The organism is Flavobacterium sp. LMO8 (assembly GCF_009495755.1).
Lineage (GTDB): Bacteria > Bacteroidota > Bacteroidia > Flavobacteriales > Flavobacteriaceae > Flavobacterium.
On the sequence record NZ_WIBJ01000033.1, the window covers coordinates 149,512 to 173,493 of the forward strand.

The following is a 23,982-nucleotide window of genomic DNA, read 5'->3' on the forward strand; positions in this document are numbered from 1 at the left end:
AAAAACGTATTCCCAACTCATGGAGAAAAAAATACTATCCCTGTTATCTTCCACACGCTTAATGGCTTTTTTATTCATTGCATTTGCTGTAGCCATGGCAGCCGGAACTTTTATTGAAGATGCTTATAATACTGATACCGCACGAGTTATTGTTTACAATGCCGTTTGGTTTGAAGTTATTATGGTGTTTTTTGTAATCAATTTTATTGGAAACATCAAACGTTATCAATTACATAAAAAAGAAAATTGGGCTACCTTATTATTGCACCTTTCTTTTATTCTAATTATTATAGGAGCTTTTGTTACTCGTTATATTAGTTACGAAGGAATGATGCCTATTAGAGAAGGAGAATCAGCCAATATTATTTATTCGGATAAACCGTATTTAACTGTTTTAGTTGACGGAAATCACGAAGGTCAAATGCGACGTAAGACTTTTGAAGAAGGATTATATTTAGCACCAGAAGTTAAAGATGATGCTTTTTTGAACACATTTGCTAGTAACTATTTTTCAATAGATGAGGAATTTAGCGGAATTCCATTTGAAGTAGAACACCAAGAGTTTGTTATGAACGCAACGGAAACTGTAGTAGCTTCAGAAAACGGACAGTTGATGGTTAAAATGGTAGAGTCGAGTGGAGGAACTCGTCACGAACATTACTTAAAAGAAGGTGAAGTTCAAAACTTACATAACGTACTTTTTGCTTTTAATAAATATACAGAAGGAGCAATCAACATTACCAAAATTGCAGAAGCTTATACCATTCAAACGCCTTTTGAAGGTGATTTCATGAGAATGGCAGATAAATTACAAGGTAAAGTGGTTAAAGATTCAGTACAACCTTTAATGTTACGTTCGTTGTATAATATTGGTGGAGCTCAATTTGTATTTCCAGAGCCAGCAATTAAAGGAGAATTGACTTTTAAATCGAATAATGATTTTAAAGACAAACAAACCGATGATGCGTTGAAAGTTAAAATCAAAACACAAGGAAAAGAAGAAGTTTTAACTTTAGTAGGAGCAAGAGGAAAACAAGGAGTTCCACAAAGCGTAAAAATTGGTAATTTAGAGTTTACACTTTTTTATGGAAGTAAAGTTTATAATACTCCATTTACAATCAAATTAGACGATTTCATTGCTGATAAATATCCAGGAACAGAAAATAGTTATTCGGCTTTCAAAAGTAAGATTGAAGTGATTGATACTGAACAAAAGAAAACATTTAAAGACAGTGTTTTTATGAACAATATCTTAGATTACAGAGGATTTAGATTTTTCCAAGCCGGATTTGATCCAGATGAAAAAGGAACAAATTTATCGGTAAGTCACGATTTCTGGGGAACTTGGATTACGTACATTGGTTATTTCTTATTATACTTCGGAATGATGGCTATCTTATTCAATAAAAATACTCGTTTTGCTAGTTTGAAAGAAAAATTAGAAAAAGTGAAGAAAAAGAAAGCAAGTTTATTGAGCGTGTTTTTGATTTTATTTTCGACTTTAACTTTTGCTCAAGAGCACAATCACCAACCAAGTAAAGAAGAAATTCTAAAATTATTAAAGGAGCACGAAATTTCGAAAGAGCACGCAAGCGAATTTGGAAAAGTAGTAATTCAGGATAACGGGCGAATGAAGCCTATCAATACGTTTTCATCAGAATTACTTCGTAAAGTATCAAAAAGCGATACGTATGAAGGGATGAATTCGGATCAAGCTTTTTTATCGATGACACAATTTCCTCAGTATTGGTATGGATTGCCAATCATTTATTTGAAAAGAGGAAATGATAGTATTCGTAAATTAATTGGAGTTGAAAAAGAGGCTAGATATGCACCACTTATCTCGTTTTTTGACGAAACTGGAAATTACAAATTAGCCAAATTTTTAGAAACCGCTTACAAAGAACCAGTTCCAAATCAATTTCAAAAAGATTTTATTGAAGCGGATAAGAAAGTAAATCTTTTATATTCGGCTTTAAGTGGACAAATTTTAAAAGTGTTCCCAGTTCCAGGTGATAAATCGAATAAATGGGTTTCGTTTTTAGAAGTCAACCAACCAACAGGAACCGCTTTAGATTCGATTAAAAACGTAATGCCATTTTACTTAAACGCTTTAGAAAAAGCTTCGAAAAGTAATAATTACGAATTACCAAATAGTCTTTTAAAAGGATTAAACGAATACCAAAAGAAATACGGTGCTGCCGTTATGCTTTCAGAAAGTAAAATCAGTTCTGAAATTACATACAACAAATACGATATTTTCAAACGATTATATTATATGTATATGTTGGCTGGGGTTTTAATGTTGATTTTCTGTATAGTTCAAATTTTCATAGATTCAAAAGTAATCCGAACAATTATTAATGTTTTTCACGGATTGATTGGTTTGTTTTTCATATTGCATTTAGCAGGTTTAATTGTAAGATGGTACATTTCAGGACACGCGCCTTGGAGTGATGCTTATGAAAGTATGATTTATGTAGCTTGGGCAACGATGTTCTTTGGCTTGGCTTTCGGAAAAGATTCAAAACTTACTGTAGCTTCAACCGCATTTGTAACTGCAATGATTTTGATGATTGCACATTGGAATTGGATGGATCCATCTATCGGAAACTTACAACCGGTTTTAAATTCGTACTGGTTAATGATTCACGTAGCGGTTATTGTGGCTAGTTACGGACCATTTACTTTAGCGATGGTTTTAGGTTTAGTTTCGTTATTCTTGATGATTTTCACTAATGAAAAGAACAAAGAAAGAATGAAATTAAGCATAGACGAAATCACATACATCAACGAAATGGCGTTAACCGTAGGTTTGGTCATGTTAACCATTGGAAACTTCCTTGGCGGACAATGGGCAAACGAAAGTTGGGGACGTTATTGGGGTTGGGATCCAAAAGAAACTTGGGCATTAATTAGTATTATGGTATATGCGTTTGTAATTCACGCACGTTTTGTGCCAGCTTTAAGAGGAAGATGGATTTATAACGTAATGAGCGTTTTAGCTTTCGCTTCAATTTTAATGACCTATTTTGGAGTAAATTTCCACTTGAGTGGTTTACATAGTTACGCTTCAGGTGAAAAACAAAACGTAACTTATTACTTTATTATTTTAGCAATTGTCATAGTAATATCGGCAATAGCTTACTTTCCGTATAAGAAGTATTATAAAAAATAATTGATGTATTGTCATGCTGAACTTGTTTCAGCATCTCGAAAATGATTTAGAAGCTGAAATGAATTCAGCTTGACAGATAGGAGTTTTGTTTGTGAGTGTTTTATGAAATGTTTATCAAAAAATGCGTTTTAAAATCCTAAATTTGAAATAAAAAAGAGATGAAAAAATTAGTAACCTTGTTTTCAGTAGTAGCTTTGTTTTTCAGTTGTCAAAATCAGGCACAAAAAAAGCAAACGACTACAGCAACAGCAACCACGACACCAATGGCAAAAGAAACGATTTATCAGTTTAAAGTAGAAGATTTGAGCGGAGATACTTTTGATTTTTCAACCTTAAAAGGGAAGAAAATCTTAGTGGTCAATACCGCTTCAGAATGTGGTTTAACACCGCAATACGAACAATTACAAGCAATTTACGAAAAGTACAAAGACCAAAACTTCGTAATCGTAGGATTTCCAGCGAATAACTTCGGAGCGCAAGAACCAGGAACAAATGCGCAAATTGCTACTTTTTGTCAAAAAAATTATGGTGTTTCGTTTCCAATGATGGCTAAAATTTCGGTAAAAGGTGGTGATATGCACCCAATTTATCAATTTTTAACACAAAAGGCTAAAAACGGATTAGAAGACAGCGAAGTACAATGGAACTTCCAAAAATACTTAATCAACGAAAATGGTGAATTGGCAAAAGTAGTTTCTCCAAGAACGTTACCTACTGATGCTGAAATCGTAAATTGGATTGAAGGGAAATAGTTTTTTGAAACACATAGTCACATAGGTATTTATTGTTTGTTTTTAGTCGTTTCACTTGGCATAGATTACATAGACAAAGCTATGTGTAAATGAAATGCTTAAATAAACCTTTTTTTAATTTTTTTCTATGTGTCTATGTGTTTAAAATCACAACATTTTTTGAACAAAAACAGAATGCAACCATCGGTTAAATTTAAAACCTGATTCTTTTATAAATCCTACTTCTTCAAAGCCGAATTTTTTATGAAAATCGATACTATTGGTGTTTTCTGAATCAATAACGCCAATCATCGTGTGGAGATTTTGTTTTTTTGCTTTTTCGATTAATTCGGTCAATAATAATTTTCCTATTCCTTTTCCAATAGAATTCTTATTCGCATAAACCGAATGTTCTACTGTAAATTTATAAGCTTCTCTGAAACGGAATTCGCTGTAATAACCGAAACCTAAGACTTCATTATTCATTTCGGCAACGATAACAGGAAACCCTTTCTGAATTTTTTCTTCAAAAATAGCTTCTTGCGTGGCTAAAGTTCGTACGTTGTAATCATATAAAGCAGTCGAGTGCAAAATTGCATCGTTGATGATGTCTAAAATTGCAGGACAATCTGCTATTTGGTAGTCTCTAATTTTTATATCCATTTCGTAAAGAAATTACGTAGTAAAAGTACTAAAAACCTTTTCAACTTCGTAACTTTGTAGTCCAGTTATTTTTAAAATGATGTATCCAAAAATTCCTTTAGCGCAAAGCATTATCGAAATTTGCCAACAAAAAGGAGTCCAACATATCGTAATTTCACCAGGTTCGCGCAATGCTCCTTTGACCATTGGATTTACTAAAAATCCGTTTTTCAAATGTTACAGTATTGCTGACGAACGTTGTGCTGCATTTTTTGCTTTAGGAATTGCCCAACAAATTCAGAAACCCGTTGTTGTAGTTTGTACTTCGGGTTCGGCTTTGCTGAATTATTATCCTGCGATTGCGGAGGCGTTTTATAGCCAAATTCCATTAGTAGTAATTTCTGCGGATAGACCACAAAACAAGATTGATATTGGAGACGGACAAACTATTCGTCAGGAAAATGTATTTGCGAATCACAGTTTGTACAATGCTAATTTGCAAGAAAATGTATCGACTGAAAACGACAATAATATTCAATTGGCGTTGCATGTTGCGGTTACCCAAAAAGGGCCAGTTCACATCAATGCGCCTTTTGAAGAACCTTTGTACGAAACCGTTTCCGAATTACAAGTGCAACCTGAGATTATCAATTTTAATACCGAAATCAAGTCTTTTTCTTTAGGAAATTCAACTATTGAAACTTGGAACAAAGCCACTAAGAAATTGGTTTTAGTAGGAGAGTTGTTCCCAAATTCAGTAGAGCAAAAATATTTAGATGTTTTAGCGAATGACCCAAGTGTGGTGGTTTTAACCGAAAAAACATCGAATTTACATCATTCAACATTCATCGACCAAATTGATACGTTGATTACGCCATTTACAGAGGATGATTTCAAAGCGTTTCAACCTGAAATTTTGTTGACTTTTGGCGGAATGGTCGTTTCGAAACGTATTAAAGCGTTTTTACGAAAATACAAACCAGCTCATCATTGGCATGTAGATGAATTACGTGCGTATGATACTTTTGGAGCACTTACAAATCATTTTGAAACTAAAATAAATACTTTTTTAAGTCAGTTATTGACAGAAAAAACGATTGAAAGTACATATAAATCAAATATTGCGAATATTAGGAAAGAAAGAGTTGCGAAACACCAAGAATACACCGCAAAAATTCCGTTTTCGGATTTTAAAGTGTTTGATTTTATTTGCCAAAATCTGCCAAAAAACAGTCAGTTACAAGTGAGTAATAGTTCTGCGATACGTTACTTACAGTTATTTGATTTAGACAAAAGCATACAAGTTTTTTGCAATCGTGGTACAAGTGGTATTGATGGAAGCACTTCTACAGCCATTGGAGCAGCTTTAGCATCTGATTTACCAACGATGTTGATTACTGGAGACATTAGTTTTTTATACGACAGTAACGCCTTGTGGAACAATTACATTCCTACAACCTTCAAAATTATTTTACTGAATAACAGCGGTGGCGGTATTTTCAGAATTTTACCTGGACATCAAGAAACCGAAACGTTTAACACGTATTTTGAAACGTCGCACCAATTAAATGCCTCACATTTGGCTAAAATGTATGGACTGAATTATTTTGAAGCGAATGATGAAGCTTCATTACAACAACAATATACTGCATTCCTAAACCAAAATGAAAAACCAAGTATTCTAGAAATTTACACTCCAGAGAAAGAGAATAATGGAATTTTGTTAGATTATTTTAGAGGGTTGAAGTAAAACTTATTTAAGTAAAATAAAAAACGCTGTCAATTTTTTTTGACTGCGTTTTTTATTATTATGGGCACGGAATGCAATTCCGCGCTATCTGGATTTTTTAGAGGGTTGAAGTAGGTTATTTATAAATTTCCCATTTCTCACCACGCTTTTTTCTCTCAGCTACGTGTCCTAAGGGTATCTCTGCAATTTCGTTTAGCGTTGAATCAAGTTTAATTATATGCTCTAAACAAATAAGTTTACCATTTTCAGGAACGTGATTGCTTTCGCCACACATAAATTGCCAATCTCCATCTTCATCATGTGAAACATATAATATATCTTTTCCTTCTTCAAATACATGTTCAAATGTAAAACAAATGGTTTCTTTAGGTAAAGAAAAATTGTATGAGTCAGATTTTGTTTTCTTTTTTAAATTGAAAATCATTTTGCTTATACTTTTCCTTTATACTTTGGATCAAAATCAACCATCCATTCGATGCCGTATTTGTCTCTAAACATGCCAAAATAAGAGCCCCAAGGACTATCGCTCATTGGATATTCGACAGTTCCACCTGCTGAAAGTCCGTTGAACAATTTATCGGCTTCTTCGCGACTTGCAGTACTAATGGATATTTTAGAACGGTTTTCATTTTCATTAACTGGTCCCATGCTTTCTGGAACATCGTTACCCATTAAAATATTGTTGCTAATAGGTAAAGCAATGTGCATGATTTTGTTGACTTCGCTTTCTGGAACAGGAAATTCATCGCTTGCCAAGTCTTTGAAACGCATAATTTTGGCAAATTCGCCACCAAATACCGATTGGTAAAAAAGAAACGCTTCTTCAGCATTGCCATTGAAGTTAATGTGTGGATTGATTAGTGCCATAGTTTTGTGTTTTTATTAGATACAAAATTGCTCTATTTATACTTCGCTCGGTAAACTACCATTTAAAACTAAAAAAAACTTCAATCATTTGAAGTTTTTTTAGTATATCTTGTAATTAAACTACCAGTCGCTTTTTGCTGCGCTAGATTTAGCCATTTCCTTTTTAATGTCGCTTTTAATGGTTTCAATTGTAGAATTGATTCCTGCATAATAGGCTCTAAGAGTTTCCATTAATTTTGGGTTATCCACCGCTTTTTCGGAAGCCAACTTGTCAAACATTTTCTCTACAGTTGTTTCAGTACTCGATTTGACAAATATATTTTTTATTTCGTATTTGTATTTGCCGTCTTTTGACATAATAGTAATAGTATAAAATAATTTTACTTTTGTCTCGCTTCCGTTTGCCTTAATTGTCATAAAAGAATACTGGGTGTCAGTAACCGAAGACGCTTCCTTGTCCTGCTTAATCTTATCCTGTGTTTCTTTATAGATATTTACAAAGAACATTTTGGAGTTGTTATACAAGTCATCTTTGGTTTTTCCATCCGCAGATACAACTTCCGTAAAAATAATCTGCCCGTTTTCATTCAATGGGAAATCAAATTTTTCTTGGGCATTCATGGTGAACGTAGTTAATGCTAATAATAAAAGGATTTTTTTCATATTTATGGAGCTTGGTTTAATAAAAGCTTAGTTGAATACAATGATAATATATTTTTTTTAAAATAAAAAAAACTTTAAAATTATTTTACTGAATAACATCGGTTGAGATTTTTTCAGCATTCTACCCTAACATCAAGAAAATGAAACGTTTAAAATATATTTTTTAAACTTTGCATCAATTAATTGCCTCTCAATTTAGCCAAAATGTACGGTTTTGTTTATTTTGAAGCGAATGATGAAACGACTTTACAACAACAATATGCTGAATTCCTAAACCAAAATGAAAAACCAAGTATCCTAGAAATTTTCACACCAGAAAAAGAGAATAATGGTATTTTGTTAGATTTTTTTTTGAGGGTTGAAGTAAAATACCTTTTTAGTATTATGGGCACGGAATGTAATTACGCGCTATCGAGATTTAAATTAACCCATTTCTCTATCTTGAAACGTGTGTCTTTCTACTATTCGTTTGCTATCTTTTTTAACGGATTCGTCTTTTCGCATCGACCAAAAGAAATCACTTGAAAATTTACGTGCTTCTTCCAAATTTACAATAGGAGAAGGGTAATCGCGACCTATCTGAAAATCATACAACATTTGTTCTATTGGAGTTAATTTCCAAGGTTCGTGAATAAATTCTGCTGGAATATTCGCTAATTCAGGAATCCATTTTTTGATAAAAGTGCCATCAGCATCGTGTTCGTAAGAGTTTTTTACGGGATTATAAACGCGTAATGTATTAATTCCAGTCACACCAGCTTGCATTTGAATTTGCGGATAATGTATACCAGGTTCAAAATCTAAGAATTGTTGTGCCAAATGCGGACTACAATTCTGCCAAGGTTGAAACAAATGATGGGTATAAAACGAAACCACCAAAGCACGCATTCTAAAATTCAAATAACCTGTTGTATTTAAACAGCGCATGCAAGCATCAACAAGTGGAACACCTGTTTTTCCGGTTATCCAAGCTTTATGATATTTTTCGTTAACTTTTTGATTCAAATTGCGATAACCTTTATTTACGGCAATAAATTCCATAGTACTTTCCATTTCAAATTTCTGAATGAAATGAGCTTGCCAACGCAATCTTGACGCAAAATTTGAAATTTGACGTTTGAATTTTCCTTGTTGGTGAGTTTCCCAAGCTTTAGTATACACTTGTCGAATAGATAAATTTCCCCAAGCAATATAAGGCGATAATCGGCTACATCCTTTTCTACCTAATTCGGGTTTAGAAATATGATTGCTATAATTTTGCACACGTTCTTCAAAAAAAGATTTCATATAACGTAAAGCTGTTGGAACGCCACCTTTTTGAAAATTGGTATTGTGAATTGTTTTAATCGAAGGAACATCAAAAGCATTTTCTAATTCTTCAATTTCGATATATTTTACAAAACTTCTTGGCGTTGGTTGAAATGGTAAACAATCTTTATCCATGTAATCATACCAATCTTCTTTCCACGTTTTTCGGTTTTTGATGCCACGAATTACAGCATTTGTGATGTATTCTTTCCAGATGATTCCTTTTTCTTTAAGCAATTCAGCCACGGCTAAATCTCTTTCGTAAGTCAGTTTTATTCCTGTTTCTTGATGAGAATAAACTGTTGAAATTTCAATTTGTTCAGAAAGTTTTTTAAAAATGGTAGTCGCTTCGCCTTGAACAATTAAAATTTGTGTGTGATATTTTTGTAATTCTTTTTGAAGTGCTTCTAACGATTGTTTTATAAAATCGAAATGACGCTGACTATAATGATAATCTTTCATCAGCGAAGGTTCAAAAATATAAAGCAATAAAGTTTTGCCCGAAGTCGATAAGGCTTCATGTAAGGCTTCATGATCGTGCAAACGCAAATCTCTCTTGAACCAAACAACTTTCATTTTTAAACAGTTTTTTTACTGAACACTATATGCTGTACACTGAATACTGAACTAACCAACCGCTTCTTTATACACTTTTAAGCAACGTTCTCGTGCTTCTTTGTGGTCTACAATTGGTTTTGGATAATATTGGGTTTCCAATTCAGGAATCCATTTTTTAATATATTTTAAGTCTTTATCAAACTTTTTGATTTGTTCTGTTGGGTTGAAAATTCGGAAATATGGAGCTGCATCTACACCAGAACCTGCTGCCCATTGCCAATTCCCCACATTACTTGCCATTTCGTAATCTAATAGTTTTTGAGCAAAATAAGTTTCGCCCCAACGCCAATCGATTAGCAAATGTTTGCATAGAAAACTTGCTACAATCATTCGAACTCGGTTGTGCATATGACCAGTTGTGTTTAATTCGCGCATTCCTGCATCAACAAATGGATAACCTGTTTTTCCTTGACACCATTTTTGATACAATTCTTCATTGTTTTCCCAAGTAATGGCATCGTATTTTGGTCGGAAACTTGCATTTTTAGTATGTGGAAAATGCAATAGAATTTGCATGAAGAATTCTCGCCAAATCAATTCATTCCAAAAGGTTTCGTTCTTTTCAGCAATAGCTTTTTCAACCATTTTTCGAATAGAAACCGCACCAAATCTTAGGTAAATTCCCAAATAAGAAGTTTTATTCAAAGCTGGAAAATTTCGCGTAGCTTCATAATTTTGAATTAAATTTTCGGAAACATCAAATGCTGAAACTTTTATATTCGATTTTTCAAAACCAATTTCTGTCAACGATAAAAAAGAGTAGGAGTGCTGCGCAATTTTATCCAATTTATCTTCCGAATTGTAATGAACTAACTTAATTTTTCTAAAGTTCTCTTTCCATTTTTTGGAATAAGGTGTGTAAACCACATAAGGCGTTCCGTCGTCTTTTACGACTTCGCTTTTTTCAAAAATAACTTGGTCTTTTGAGGTTAAAAACGAAATTCCATTGGCAACAAATAACTGATTCATTTCCTTGTCACGCTTTCGAGCGTAAGGTTCGTAATCGTGATTGGTATAAACTGATGTGATTTTATTTTCGGAAATTAATTTGGTAAAAACATCAATCGGATTTCCGTGAAATATTGCTAATGACTTCCCAATTTTACTCAATTCTGACTGAATTTTTTCTAATTGTTCGTGAATAAAAGTAACGCGAGCATCATCTTTTGGAAGTTCCGACAAAATAATTTCGTCAAAAATAAAAATTGGTAATACTTCTTCATTACTATTTAAAGCATGAAAAAGTCCTACGTTGTCTTCTATTCTTAAATCGCGTCTAAACCAAAAGATATTCATGTTTTTTTATTTGTTTCAAGTTTCAAGTTTCAAGTTTCAGGTTTAAGGTTTAAGGTTTCAAGTTTCAAGTTTTATTTTTGAATTTGAACTTGTCCTTGAATTTGTTTTATCCGTTTACTAATAAAGTAGACATTCCGCCATCAACATGGAAAATTTGTCCTGAAATCCAACTGCTTTTATCACTCAATAAAAAGCTTGCCATTTGTGCGCTGTCTTCTGGTTTTCCAAATCGTTTTAACGGATGACGTTCGGCTGACTTTTCTTGTTTGGTTTCGTTATTTAAGAATTTATCTGCTAATGGCGTATCGGTTAATGATGGTGCAATTACGTTTACTCTTATTTTTGGCGCATATTCTGCCGCTAAAGCTTTTGCAAATCCTTCTATTGCACCTTTTGCTGCGGCAACACTTGTATGAAATGGCATTCCCATAGAAGCAGCAACACTACTAAAAAGCACAATGCTCGAATATTCACCAGCTGTCAAATTAGGTAAAACAGCTTGAATTACTTTTACTAAACTAATGAAATTAATTTGTAAATCGGCTTCAAAAGCTTCAGGTTTTAATCCTCTAAACGGACGTAAATTAATACTTCCTGGACAATAAACCAAACCATCTAAAATTGCAGGTAATTTTGAGGTATCTAAAGTATCTGTTGAAGCATCAAACGGAATATGATTAACATTTAAACCTGCTAAATTTTCATTAGTTCTGGAGGCAACAAAAATATTGTTTTCGTTTTGAAGTTCTTGTGCTATGGCTAATCCAATTCCATAAGAACCGCCTATTAATAATATATTTTTCATGATTTTATCCTTTAAATTCCCCAAACATTTCAATTAATTTTTTTCTTCTGTATTCAAAAATTTCATTCAATTTCGGTTTTACCAAAAACGGATGAACTAATTGACCAATAATTCCCATTGGAACTTTATAATCTACAATATCTTCCATTTCTACACCGCCAGGAATTTCTTTAATGAAGTGTTTGTGATGCCAAAGCGCATAAGGACCAAAACGTTGTTCATCTACAAAATACTGCTTATCTACCACATGAGTAATTTCGGTTACCCATTTGGCTGGAATTCCTAAAACAGGAGTAACAATATACTGAATGATTTGTCCTGGAAACATTGGTCGGTCTGCACCTGAAAGAATTTTAAATCCCATATATTCAGGTGTAATTTTTTGAAGATTTTTCGGATCAGAAAGTAAATCCCATGCTTCATCTATTGTAATGGGTAAATTTTGTTTGGTATGTAATCGATATATTTTCATGTCAATTTTTTTGTAAAGATATAAATTTGTTTAATTTTTTTTATTAAAAATTAAACAAAAAATAATTCATTTAAGTTTATATTAACATTTGATTCTAATACAATTTGTAAATTTGAAAATCTAAAACAAAAACCTATGAGAAAAATTATTGTTATGTTGGCAATGGTATTAGCCAACTTAGTTGTTGAAGCGCAAGTAAAGACGCCTCAATCAAGTCCTTTAGCTAAAGTTGAACAAGTTGTTGGGTTATCTACTGTTCAGGTAGAATACTCAAGACCAAGTGCAAAAGGAAGAACTGTATATGGTGACTTAGTTCCTTTTGGAAAAATGTGGCGTACAGGTGCCAATGCAAATACGATCATTACTTTTAGTGAAGATGTAAAGATTGATGGTAAAGATTTAAAAAAAGGTAAATACGCTTTATATACAACACCTAAGGCAGATAGCTGGGATGTTATTTTTTACTCAGACACAAATAATTGGGGATTACCAGAAAAGTGGGAAGAATCAAATGTAGCTTTGAAAATTACAGTTAAACCTGAAACATTACATAAGTCTATAGAATCTTTGTCTATTTTCTTAAATAATTTGACAAATGACACTGGTGTTATTGAATTGGCTTGGGAAAGAACTATGGTATCAGTTCCTTTTTCTGTACCTACACAAGATATTGCAATGAAAAGTATTGAAAAAGCATTAGCTGGACCTACTGCTAATGATTATTTTGCTTCGGCACAATATTTTTATCAATCTAATGGCGACATGAATAAGGCTTTGTCTTGGGTAAATAATGCTATTTCAAACTCTCCAAAGGATAGAGATGTTCCTTTTTGGTATTTGAGATTAAAATCGTTAATTCAGGCAAAACAAGGTGATAAAAAAGGAGCTATTGCAACTGCAAAAGAATCATTAGCATTATCAGTTAAAGCTGGAAACGGTGATTATGAAAAAATGAATAAAGACAGCATTGCTGAATGGTCAAAATAATAGTTAAGCATTAATTCAAATGGAAAGTCCCGAAATATTCGGGACTTTTTTTATTTTTATATATCTGATTTATTAAATATTTTCTGGAGTACTACTGATAATCCGATTGTAAGTAAAGCTCCAATAAAATTCAACCACAAGTAACCAACAACATCTAGGTAAAAAATATAGAAAATTGCTGACTGACTAATACATGCAGCAATGAAAACAGCTTTCCCTTTAACATAGTTAATGTAAAATCCAATTAAGAAAATTCCTAAAACGGTTCCGTAAAATATAGATCCAATTATATTTACTAATTGAATTAAGTTTTCGAACAACGAACTAACACAAGCGAATCCGATGGCAACAATTCCCCAAAAAACGGTGAAATATTGTGTTGCATACACATAATGTTTGTCTGATTTAGCATTGACATTTCGCTTGTAAATATCAATAGCTGATGTAGCACCTAAGGAATTTAAACCCGAAGCACTCGAAGACATAGCTGCGCTAAAGATAACGGCTAAAAGCAAACCTAAAAGTCCTTTTGGAAGATAGTTTAAAATGAAATACAGAAAAACATAATCTTTATCGTTGGTTTCGGTTTTCTCATCTACTTTAGAAATAACCACTTTGGCTTTTTCTCTCAAATCTTTTTCTTTTAAAGAAAGCGCCACCATTTGTTTTTTTAGAATCGGATTGTCGTATTCGTTATGTTTTAATTGTTCAATATAGATTTGATTGACAATTTTTTTATCGGTGTTTAATTCCGTTAATTTTTTTTCTAAATTTTCATACGCTCCTTTTTGTTCAGATGTTTTTACTTTTTCAACATTAGTTGGGTTAAAATGCAAAGGCGCATCATTAAACTGAAAGAAAACAAACACCAAAACTCCAGTTAAAAGAATAAAAAATTGCATTGGAACTTTTAGTAATCCGTTCATGATTAATCCCATTTGGCTTTCCTTTACAGATTTTCCAGAAAGATAGCGACCTACTTGCGATTGATCGGTTCCGAAATAGGAAAGCATTAGAAAAAATCCTCCTGTGATTCCGCTCCAAAAGGTGTAGCGTGTTTCGGGATTGTAGGAGAAATCTAAAATATCCATTTTTCCATTGGCACCAGCAATGTGCAATACATTTGAAAAATCAACTTCTTCTGGTAAATTCGCTAAAATGTAGAAGAAAATGATAAACATTCCACTCATAATCACAAACATTTGTTGCTTTTGAGTGACATTCACTGCTTTTGTTCCACCTGTAACAGTGTATACAATTACCAAAATTCCAATGATGATATTCAGCATATTCAAATTCCAACCTAAAAGTGCCGACAGAATGATAGAAGGAGCATAAATCGTAATTCCGGTTCCTAAACCTCTTTGGATTAGGAATAAAATTGCTGCTAATGTTCGAGTTTGAACATTAAAACGCTGTTCTAAATATTCGTAAGCCGTATATACTTTTAATCTGTGATAAATTGGAATAAAAGTGTAAGCAATTACAATCACCGCTAGCGGAAGTCCGAAATAGAACTGCACAAAACCCATTCCGTCATGATAGGCTTGCCCTGGAGTGGATAAAAAAGTAATGGCACTTGCTTGCGTAGCCATAACCGAAATCCCAACGGTAAACCAAGGCGTTTGGTTGTTGTCTAATAAATAATCTTTTACGTTGGCGCTACCTTTTGTTTTTAAAGCACCATAAATCACGATAAAAAATAGGGTAGTGGATAATACAATCCAATCTAAAACTTCCATATTAGTTGTATATTTCCATTAGTAAATAGAAAATTAAAATGTAGATAGCATTCATTATAAGAACGATACTATAACTTTTTTTCCATTTGTGTTTTTCTTCCATGTTGTTTTTTGTTTCAGGTTTCAAGTTTAAGATTTCAGGTTTCAAGTTTCAGGTTTCAAGTTCAAAATCAAATAATATTTCAATTATCAATCACTCTTCATCAAACACCCATCACCCTTCATCAATCTAAAGCAATCAAATTAGCTAATAATCGATAAGCGCCACTAACGCCTTCTGGTAATTCTCTAAAGAAACTCAAACCTGTGTAAATGTAATTTCCTTTACCAAATTTAGCAATTACTAAACCACCTGTTTTTGAAGATTCGCCTTCGTCATTGGAAGCTAAAATAGGAATAAATTCTGAACTCCATTTGTTTGGATAGTATAAACCTTGTTCTTGTACCCAACCTATGAAATCTTTCTCAGTGATTTTATTCGGTTGATTCAATACTTTATGATTTGGAGTTAAGAAAATAACCTTGGCATTTTCATCAGTAACTCGATCTCTTGATAATTCTAAATTAAATGGTGCTATTTCTTTGGTAACCAAATTATTAGTAGTGTTGTACTGAATGATTAAATTACCACCTTTTTCTACATATTGAAATAAGATTTTATTCTTATATTTTAATTCATCAACCACATTAAAAGCTCTAATTCCTAAAATTACAGCATCAAATTGTTGCAGTTTTTCTATTGAAATTTCGTTCGGATTAATCGTTGAAACTTTAAAACCGAGATTTTCTAAATTCTTGTTTACTTCATCTCCAGCGCCCATAATGTATCCAATATTTTTGCCTTTAATTTCTATGTCTAATTTTACTAATTTAGATTCAGAATGCACTAAAATGGTTTGTTTAGGAATATGTGGATATTGAATCGTAATTAATTTATTATCAAATGTTTGATTACCAATTTGAGCTTTAGCACTCAACTTTGTAGCAATTTCTGGTTTGGTTGGATATAGAGTGAATGTGAATTTTTTCTCTTCGTTTTTGGTAGTAATTTCAAATGGAATTTCTTTCGGATTTACTTTCCAATCCGTTGGAATATTTAATGATAAAACGCCTTTTGCATTGGCTTTGTGTGCTTTTAGTGAAACTGTAATTTCTTTAGATTGCGTTCCGTTAAAAATTATAACTTCAGGTTCAATTTTAGTCGTAACATCTGGTAAAACGGTAAAAGGAACATAGGTTTCTCCGTCATCAGGATTATTGAATTTGTAGCAAATATTCTTTACGAATTCAATTGTTTTTCCTTCAATTTCAATGGTGAAAACGACCGGAAAATTAGATGAAACTTCAGGTAAAATTCGAATTGATTTATCCGAAACACGATACATTCCTTCAGTTTGTTGTTCTTTTAACCAAAATAAATTGGAATAATCAACACTTTCGCCAATGACCACATTTTTAAGTTGGAAACTTGTTTTCTCGTTGTTTTTTAAAACGGCATTTTTTGTTTCTATTGGAAGTTGTAAGGCTTTCACAGAAATCAATTTTGCATTCGACTGACTTCGGTTAATGACTTCAATATTAATGTTGAAATTACTGTCTTTTGTTGTGGTTTCGGTGTCGGCAACGGCTTCCATAAACAAACCGCTACAAGCTTCAATAATCTTAATAATTTGTTTCGATTTAATGTCTTTCCAATGCGAATCTTCTAGTTTTTGAATCAAATCATACGCTTTAATCAAATTTGGAATATGAACTGATGGATTTCCAAAGTTGAAATTCTTTTCTATTTCGTATAGAATTTTTCCAATTTCATTGCCACCTTTTACTCGATTCCAAGACGTATCAATTGCTTCGAAAAGATTGGTATTACTTGGCAAATCTCCTTTTAAAAGTTCTAAATATTCGGTTTCGTCACCACGACTTCCTAACGTTCCAAATCCCTGACATTTGTGCTGACTTCTGCTCAAAGCTGCAATTTCGTTGTTACTTTTTCCTTTTAACGGATAATAAACATTGGAATTAATGGCTAATAATTTTGATTTATCGGCAGCATCAAACGCTTCCTGACTTCCGTAAAACCACCAAGACGTGTTGAAAAAGATACGTTTTGGTTGGTGTTTTACTAAATCATACGCTTCTAAACTCAACATTGCCGAAGCCGTGTGATGTCCGTGAGTTGTGCCTGGCGTATTGTGACTAAAACGATTTACAATGATGTCTGGACGAAAAGTTTCAATGACTTGAATAACATCTTCCATAACTTCGTTTTTGTTCCAAATGGCAAAAGTTTCATTAGGTTCTTTTGAAAATCCGAAATCGTTGGCGCGTGAAAAAAACTGCTCGCCACCGTCAATTCTTCTAGCCGCTAATAATTCTTGTGTTCTTATGGCTCCAAGTTTTTCCCTCAATTCAGTTCCAATTAAATTTTGCCCGCCATCACCACGCGTTAAGGATAAATAAGCAGTTTGTGCGTGATAATGATTGGAAAAATAGGTGATAAGTTTCGTGTTTTCATCATCTGGATGTGCAGCAACGTAGAGTACTTTTCCTAAGAAATTTAGTTTTTGAACTTGTTCGTAAATTTCAACAGAATTCAGTTTTTGAGGTGCTTGAGCGAATGCTATTATTGAAATAAAAAATATAAATATTGAAGTAAAGCTTCTGTTCATTGCAATGGTTTTGTTTCAAAAATAAGGAAATAAAAAAAAGGAAGTTTTAATCGCTTCCTTTTTAACACTATTTTATAAGTTGATTTAATCAAAAAATTCTTTTTCTTCTGTTGGTTTATAGATTACAGAAATACCTTTTTGCATTAGTAAATTATTTGGGTATGTGATTGTTTCACCATCACTAGTTTTTAATACCACGTAAAATGCTTTAATGTCTTCGATTTCACCTTCTATTGGAAAATCTTTATCGTGAATTTTTATTCTATCTCCAATTTTAAAAGGATACGAAAAGAAAATAATAATTCCAGCAGTAATGTTGCTCAGAATAGACCATTGCGCAAAGGATGTCACACCTACAACGGCAAAAACTGAAGAGATGAAAAGTAAAATTTGGTCTTTTTTAACTCCCCAAATGATAGTTATAGAAATCAAAGCTAAAATGCTAAGAAGTAAATTTATGTATTTGATAATCAAATTGGTACGATGTTCTAAAACTTCATTCAATCGAGCAAAACGCTTAACAACTTTGGCAATACTAATTCGCAAAATAGTATAAACTAAAACTACTATTAAAGTTGCAATTTCTTGATCTAAATAAGGATTATCAATAAATTTAAGCATAATTCATTAATTTTTGAAATAACATTTCCGTTGGTAAACCTACTACATTTGTGTACGAACCCTCAATTTTTGAAATTCCGATTAAACCAATCCAATCTTGAATTCCGTAGCTTCCGGCTTTATCAAAAGGTTGGTAATTATCAAGATAATATTTGATTGCTTCATCTGATAAATCACTAAAAGTAACTTTGGTAACACAATGAAAAACATCAGTTTTATCAATAGATTTCAAGCAAACCGATGTAATTACTTCATGCGTTTGATTAGCCAATTGTTGTAGCATTTTAAATGCATCGTCATAATCTTTTGGTTTGCCCAAAGCTTTTCCGTTTAACCAAACAATGGTATCACTTGTAACTAAAACATCGTTTTCATTTAGTTCGTTTTCGAAAGCACTTGCTTTTAATTCGGCTAAAAAATTGGTAATTTCTTCCGCTTGTAAATGTTCAGGATAGATTTCTTCAATTTCTTTGAGACGAATGGTGTAATGCAAATCCATTTCCTTAAAAAACTGCTGTCTTCTTGGTGAACCCGAAGCTAAAATGATATTGATTTTATTTAGTTTTTCTTTAAGCATTGGCTAATTTTAAATTGTAAACAATTACAGCAACAGATAAAATTCCGAAAAATAAAATGATTTTCAAAACCAAACTCAAATGATGAAACTCTTTTTTAGCAGTAGCATTTATTAGCTTAACTCCGAAATAAATTAGTGGTCCAACTATTAAAACCATTGCATAATACACCACGTAATCCAATTCGAATAAATTAGAATTTACATAGTAAGCTAAAATTCCAATTGAAAGTACTGTTAAAACACCAACAATTATTTTCGTTTTTTGAATTCCGATAGCGATAGGTAAGGAATTAATTCCTGATTGATAATCGCCATCCATATCTTCCATATCCTTAACGATTTCACGAATTAAATTAATGATAAAAGCGAAAATAGCATAATGCATTAAAATATCAAAAGCTTCTTTCATTCGGAAACGATTATCCATATCAATTGCAGGTAAAATATCAAATAATCCAATGATAATTATACTTGTAGAAAGCATTAATGCCACTACAACATTACCAAGAACAGGAATTTGTTTAAAACTTGTAGCATACATATAAAGTAAGGTTGCAACCAAAATAAACATCGAAGCAAATGTGGGTTTGTAAATTACATTGGATAAATAAAATCCAATTCCCACACCCACAATTGTTAAACCAATGTACCAATTATAGGCCACTGTTTCCGTAACAGAAACACCAACTACACGATTTTGAGGTTTCGCAATTTCGTCTGTATCTTGATCCATAATGTTATTGATGACATAACCTCCAGCAGCAATACAAACCGTTGCAATGACTAATAAAATATAATTAAAATCGGTTAAAGCTAAATCTACATACGATTGTTTTAAAAATAAATAACGAAATACCAATTGCATGAAGGCAAGCATTAATAAATTTTGGTATCGAATTAGTTTTAAGTATTTCATGTTTGTTTTTTTGTTTTCTATTGTTACACAAAGTAACACAAAGTTAATCTCAAAGTTTCGCAGAGTTAAATAATAACCATGTTAGTCATATAAGTTTATTTAAGAAGCTATTCAAACTTCCATCTTCCATCTTCCAGCATCCATCAATTAATCAAACTTTGCATCAAAATGTTCCATCCATTTGCCTTGTACTTTCATCACTTGTTCAATCACATCGCGAACGGCACCTTTTCCGCCTTCTACGTGTGAAATGTATTTGGATATTCCTTTGATTTCTGGAACTGCGTTTTGTGGACATGTTGGTAAACCTACTAATTGCATTACGTGATAATCTGGAATGTCGTCTCCCATATATAACACGTTTTCGGGTTTGATATTGTAAATATCGGTGAATTCTTTGAAGGTTTCTACTTTGTTTGGAACGCCTAAATGAATATCGGTAATTCCTAAATTTCTCAAGCGAACACGAACACCTTCATTACTTCCGCCAGAAATAATACAAACGGTGTAACCATTTTCGACAGCGGCTTTCATGGCATAACCATCTCTAATGTTCATATTGCGAAGCATTTCGCCTGTTGGGGTTACGTGAATAGTTCCGTCGGTTAGCACTCCGTCTACGTCGAAGACAAAAGTGGTAATTTCGTTCATGAGTTCTTTATAACTTTTTGACATGTTGTATCGATTGTGTAAGTAATTGATATAGGTTTTTATATTCAGGATTTTCTAAGAAATCTAAATGTTTTTCAATGGTTTTGGTATCGTTTCGAAAAGCCGGACCCGTTTGTGCTTCTTCTGGTTTTAAAGTACTTATTTTTTGTGCTGTTTCCATAATTAAAGGTTGTAAAACTTCAAATGGAACGTTGTGTTCTTCACAAATTTGGTTTCCAATACTATACATGTGATTCACAAAATTACAAACAAAAACGGCTGCTACATGAAGACTTTTTCGTTGTTCGGAAGAAATTCTGTAGGTTTTTTGTGTAATTGTATTTGCTAATTGTTCCAATAAAAGTAAGTCAGTTTCATTTTCAGCTTCTAAACAAATGGGAATAGAAGAGAAGTCAATTTCTTTACTTTTACTAAATGTTTGCAACGGATAAAAAACACCTTTTCTATTTTTAGAATCTAAAACAGAAAGCTCAGAAGTTCCAGATGTATGTACCACTAAACGATTTTGAAAAGGTAAATTTTCGGCTACTTCTGCAATGGCATTGTCTGAAACTGAAATAATGTAAACATCGGCTTCTTTAATTGCATTGTAATCAGACGTTATTTTGTCTTCAGCAATTAAATGAAGTACACTTTCTTTATTACGAGCAAAAACCTGAAACAAATTTACATTTGCAGCAATTTGCATCACTTTAATTAAGTGTTGTGCTACATTTCCGCTACCAATAATGACTACTTTAATCATGTGGCTAAAATAGTGAATTTTGAGGAAATTTTGTAATCTAAATATTTTTAGATTATAGTTTGATATTTAAGTAATTATATTATTTTTGATACTATATATTCTTACAAATGAAAAAACTTTACATTTTATTCTTTTTAATTATTGGTTTTATTGTTAAAGCACAGATTGTTAATATACCAGACGCTAATTTTAAAGCGAAGTTATTGAATGCGAGTACTAGTAATCAGATTGCGTCAACCGAAGAGCCTTTTTATGACCCAGGAAATAATTCATGGGTAGTTTTAAACGAGCATAGAATTGATACAAATAATGATGGGCAAATTCAAGTAAGTGAAGCTCAAAATATAAAATGGCTTAATATTGAAAATTCAAATATAAATAATTTAACAGGTATTGAAAAATTCACAAACTTAAAGGTTTTATTTTGTGGACTAAATTCACTTGTAAGTCTTGATATTTCTCAAAATGTAAATTTATTACAGTTAGAGTGTAATGATAATCAATTTGCTAGTTTAGATCTATCTCAAAATTCATCTTTAACATTTTTAAATTGTGTGAATAATCAACTTTCAATGCTTAATATTTCTAGTTGTCCAAATTTATTTTCATTAGAATGTTCTGGGAATAGGCTTAATAGTTTGGATTTTTCTCAAAATATAGCTTTAAAAAATGTGGGTTGTTCAAATAATCAATTACTTTCTCTTAATGTTTTAAACCAAAATAATTTAGAAGTTTTAACTTGTTATAGTAATCAACTTACCTCATTAGATGTTTCAGGGCTGACAAACTTAAAGCGACTAGACTGTGTTTTAAATTCACTCTCATCACTAAATGCTTCAAATTGTATAAGTTTAAATTATTTAGATTGTAATAGGAATCAACTTTTATCACTAAATGTTTCTGGTTGTTTAGCTTTATCTAATTTAGATTGTGATGACAATTTACTCCAAGCGTTGGATGTTTCTAACTTAAGTAGTTTGGAAACTTTAGATTGTTCAAATAATCAACTTACATCACTGAATACTTCTGGATGTATAAATTTAGGTTATTTAATGTTTGGTTATAACCAAATTGGTTTGATTGATGTTTCTGAACTAACAAATTTACAAGTATTAGAATGCCCTTATAATAGAATTACTTCGTTAGATCTTTCTAATTGTATTGCCTTGCGACGTATATACTGCAACAACAACTTGCTTTATTTTTTAAATATTAAAAATGGAATAAATAATACAGATTTAGGGTTTTATTCTAATCCTAATATAAATTTTATATGTTCTGATGATTTTGAAGTAGCATCTGTAGAAAATAATTTATTTTATTATGGTTATACTAATTGCCATGTAAATACATATTGCTCATTTGAACCTGGAGGTAATTTTTTTAAAATCTTAGGGAATACAAAATATGATAGTGATATCAATGGTTGTGATGTTTCAGATATAAATTATCCTAATTTAATTTTTAGATATACAAACGGTACAAATAATAGTAGTTTTATTTCTAATAGAACAGGTAATTATTACCTGCCAGTTCAAGCAGGAAACCATACAATTACACCCGTTTTAGAAAACCCAAGCTATTTTACTATTTCACCACCTAGTTTTGTTGCAAATTTTCCAACAGATGCTAGTCCGTTTACGCAAGATTTTTGCGTAACTGCTAATGGAGTGAAATCGGATGTTGAAGTAATGATTTTGTCAACAGTTCCTGCAAGGCCTGGTTTTGATGCTACTTATAAAATTGTATATAGAAATAAAGGAAATCAAGTTGAAAACGGTTCAGTAAGTTTAACATTTGATGATGCAAGATTGGATTATGTTTCTTCAAATCCTGTTTATGATAGTTCTGCTATAAATAGTTATACATGGAATTATAGTAATTTACAACCTTTTGAAACTAGAGAGATTGGAATTGTTTTCAATGTAAACTCTCCTATGGAAACACCAGCTGTTAATAATGGAGATGTTTTGAATTATACAGCTACAATTACAATAGCAAACACTGATGAAACGCCATTAGATAACACGTTTATATTAGATCAAACAGTTGTGGGCTCTTATGATCCAAACGATAAAACGTGCTTACAAGGCGAAACTATTCCTCCAAGCGAAGTTGGTAAATACGTACATTATGTTATCCGTTTTGAAAACACAGGAACTTTTCCTGCAGAAAATATTGTAGTAAAAGACATGATTGATTTGGCTAAGTTTGATATTGCAACCTTAGTTCCATTAAAAAGTAGCCATGATTTTTATACCAGAATCAATGGAAACAAAGTGGAATTCATTTTTGAAAACATCAATTTAGATTTCAATGATGCTACAAATGATGGTTATGTGGCTTTTAAAATTAAAACATTACCAAGTTTAGTTTTAGGTGATACTTTTACAAACAATGCGAATATCTATTTTGATTATAATTTTCCAATTACAACCAATACATACACCACAACTGTTGCTGCTTTAAGTACGCAAGATTTTGATTTTGGAACTTATTTTACCTTATATCCAAACCCAGCAAAAGATGTTTTGAATATTCAAACAAAACAAGATTTACAAGTAAATTCAATTGAAATTTATAATCAATTGGGGCAAATTGTTATGGCAACTACAAATGCTATTAATATGATTGATGTTTCCAACTTATCTTCAGGAGCGTATTTCGTAAAAGTAAATACCGAAAAGGGTAGTTCAAATGCAAAGTTTGTGAAGGAGTAATAT

At 32.1% G+C, this 23,982-nt stretch carries 20 protein-coding genes; 5 read left to right on the forward strand and 15 right to left on the reverse strand.

Annotated features, from left to right (window positions below; translation table 11 throughout):
* The first annotated feature begins 19 nt into the window (after positions 1 to 19).
* Both ccsA and GFJ94_RS12220 read left to right on the forward strand, forming a co-directional pair.
* Positions 20 to 3,178, forward strand: a complete 3,159-nt coding sequence (ccsA, locus tag GFJ94_RS12215; protein WP_153201807.1) for a cytochrome c biogenesis protein CcsA — start codon at positions 20 to 22, stop codon at positions 3,176 to 3,178.
* A 158-nt stretch (positions 3,179 to 3,336) separates the two neighbouring features.
* A complete protein-coding gene (locus tag GFJ94_RS12220) occupies positions 3,337 to 3,930 on the forward strand; it encodes a glutathione peroxidase (RefSeq protein WP_153201808.1) in 594 nt (197 codons plus the stop codon).
* A 147-nt stretch (positions 3,931 to 4,077) separates the two neighbouring features.
* Here the strand turns inward: GFJ94_RS12220 and GFJ94_RS12225 are convergent, their stop codons facing one another.
* The gene (locus GFJ94_RS12225) at positions 4,078 to 4,572 is read right to left on the reverse strand and encodes a GNAT family N-acetyltransferase (RefSeq protein ID WP_153201809.1); all 495 of its coding nucleotides are present in this window, start codon (positions 4,570 to 4,572) and stop codon (positions 4,078 to 4,080) included.
* Positions 4,573 to 4,648: 76 nt separating this feature from the next.
* Here GFJ94_RS12225 and menD point away from each other — a divergent pair, with 76 nt between their 5' ends.
* Positions 4,649 to 6,301: a 2-succinyl-5-enolpyruvyl-6-hydroxy-3-cyclohexene-1-carboxylic-acid synthase gene (gene menD / locus GFJ94_RS12230; RefSeq protein WP_153201810.1), complete on the forward strand. Its 1,653-nt coding sequence runs from the start codon at positions 4,649 to 4,651 to the stop codon at positions 6,299 to 6,301.
* 115 nt (positions 6,302 to 6,416) lie between these two features.
* On the opposite strand, the gene GFJ94_RS12235 is transcribed toward menD, so the two are convergent.
* From GFJ94_RS12235 to GFJ94_RS12265, 7 genes are all read right to left on the reverse strand, one after another.
* Positions 6,417 to 6,725 carry a hypothetical protein gene (locus GFJ94_RS12235; protein ID WP_203228660.1) on the reverse strand — a complete coding sequence of 103 codons (309 nt, stop codon included), beginning with the start codon at positions 6,723 to 6,725 and terminating at the stop codon, positions 6,417 to 6,419.
* A 5-nt stretch (positions 6,726 to 6,730) separates the two neighbouring features.
* Positions 6,731 to 7,168 (reverse strand): VOC family protein, encoded by a 438-nt coding sequence (locus GFJ94_RS12240; RefSeq protein WP_153201811.1) that lies wholly within the window; start codon positions 7,166 to 7,168, stop codon positions 6,731 to 6,733.
* 120 nt (positions 7,169 to 7,288) lie between these two features.
* Positions 7,289 to 7,831, reverse strand: a complete 543-nt coding sequence (locus GFJ94_RS12245) for a DUF4468 domain-containing protein (protein ID WP_153201812.1) — start codon at positions 7,829 to 7,831, stop codon at positions 7,289 to 7,291.
* 423 nt (positions 7,832 to 8,254) lie between these two features.
* The gene (locus tag GFJ94_RS12250; RefSeq protein WP_153201813.1) at positions 8,255 to 9,715 is read right to left on the reverse strand and encodes a deoxyribodipyrimidine photo-lyase; all 1,461 of its coding nucleotides are present in this window, start codon (positions 9,713 to 9,715) and stop codon (positions 8,255 to 8,257) included.
* 51 nt (positions 9,716 to 9,766) lie between these two features.
* Complete coding sequence (locus tag GFJ94_RS12255) at positions 9,767 to 11,053, reverse strand: deoxyribodipyrimidine photo-lyase (RefSeq protein ID WP_153201814.1); 1,287 nt, start codon at positions 11,051 to 11,053, stop codon at positions 9,767 to 9,769.
* 106 nt (positions 11,054 to 11,159) lie between these two features.
* Complete coding sequence (locus tag GFJ94_RS12260; RefSeq protein ID WP_153201815.1) at positions 11,160 to 11,858, reverse strand: SDR family NAD(P)-dependent oxidoreductase; 699 nt, start codon at positions 11,856 to 11,858, stop codon at positions 11,160 to 11,162.
* A 4-nt stretch (positions 11,859 to 11,862) separates the two neighbouring features.
* Complete coding sequence (locus tag GFJ94_RS12265; protein WP_153201816.1) at positions 11,863 to 12,330, reverse strand: SRPBCC family protein; 468 nt, start codon at positions 12,328 to 12,330, stop codon at positions 11,863 to 11,865.
* A gap of 135 nt (positions 12,331 to 12,465) precedes the next feature.
* Here GFJ94_RS12265 and GFJ94_RS12270 point away from each other — a divergent pair, with 135 nt between their 5' ends.
* Positions 12,466 to 13,317, forward strand: a complete 852-nt coding sequence (locus GFJ94_RS12270) for a DUF2911 domain-containing protein (protein ID WP_153201817.1) — start codon at positions 12,466 to 12,468, stop codon at positions 13,315 to 13,317.
* Between the two features lie 56 nt (positions 13,318 to 13,373).
* On the opposite strand, the gene GFJ94_RS12275 is transcribed toward GFJ94_RS12270, so the two are convergent.
* The 7 genes from GFJ94_RS12275 to GFJ94_RS12305 all read right to left on the reverse strand — a co-directional run bounded on the left by GFJ94_RS12275 (position 13,374) and on the right by GFJ94_RS12305 (position 21,259).
* Positions 13,374 to 15,059 (reverse strand): sodium:solute symporter, encoded by a 1,686-nt coding sequence (locus GFJ94_RS12275; protein ID WP_153201818.1) that lies wholly within the window; start codon positions 15,057 to 15,059, stop codon positions 13,374 to 13,376.
* 224 nt (positions 15,060 to 15,283) lie between these two features.
* Positions 15,284 to 17,728 (reverse strand): PIG-L family deacetylase, encoded by a 2,445-nt coding sequence (locus GFJ94_RS12280; RefSeq protein ID WP_153201819.1) that lies wholly within the window; start codon positions 17,726 to 17,728, stop codon positions 15,284 to 15,286.
* 84 nt (positions 17,729 to 17,812) lie between these two features.
* Positions 17,813 to 18,349 (reverse strand): mechanosensitive ion channel domain-containing protein, encoded by a 537-nt coding sequence (locus GFJ94_RS12285; protein ID WP_153201820.1) that lies wholly within the window; start codon positions 18,347 to 18,349, stop codon positions 17,813 to 17,815.
* Positions 18,342 to 18,926: a Maf-like protein gene (locus GFJ94_RS12290; protein ID WP_153201821.1), complete on the reverse strand. Its 585-nt coding sequence runs from the start codon at positions 18,924 to 18,926 to the stop codon at positions 18,342 to 18,344. Before GFJ94_RS12290 ends, GFJ94_RS12285 begins: the two co-directional genes overlap by 8 nt.
* Positions 18,919 to 19,842 carry a geranylgeranylglycerol-phosphate geranylgeranyltransferase gene (locus tag GFJ94_RS12295; RefSeq protein ID WP_153201822.1) on the reverse strand — a complete coding sequence of 308 codons (924 nt, stop codon included), beginning with the start codon at positions 19,840 to 19,842 and terminating at the stop codon, positions 18,919 to 18,921. The genes GFJ94_RS12290 and GFJ94_RS12295 overlap by 8 nt, the downstream gene beginning before the upstream one ends.
* A 147-nt stretch (positions 19,843 to 19,989) precedes the next feature.
* Positions 19,990 to 20,517 carry an HAD family hydrolase gene (locus tag GFJ94_RS12300; protein ID WP_153201823.1) on the reverse strand — a complete coding sequence of 176 codons (528 nt, stop codon included), beginning with the start codon at positions 20,515 to 20,517 and terminating at the stop codon, positions 19,990 to 19,992.
* The gene (locus tag GFJ94_RS12305; protein WP_153201824.1) at positions 20,501 to 21,259 is read right to left on the reverse strand and encodes a Rossmann-like and DUF2520 domain-containing protein; all 759 of its coding nucleotides are present in this window, start codon (positions 21,257 to 21,259) and stop codon (positions 20,501 to 20,503) included. The genes GFJ94_RS12300 and GFJ94_RS12305 overlap by 17 nt, the downstream gene beginning before the upstream one ends.
* 107 nt (positions 21,260 to 21,366) lie before the next feature.
* Here GFJ94_RS12305 and GFJ94_RS12310 point away from each other — a divergent pair, with 107 nt between their 5' ends.
* A complete protein-coding gene (locus GFJ94_RS12310) occupies positions 21,367 to 23,979 on the forward strand; it encodes a T9SS type A sorting domain-containing protein (RefSeq protein WP_153201825.1) in 2,613 nt (870 codons plus the stop codon).
* The last annotated feature ends 3 nt before the right edge of the window (positions 23,980 to 23,982 follow it).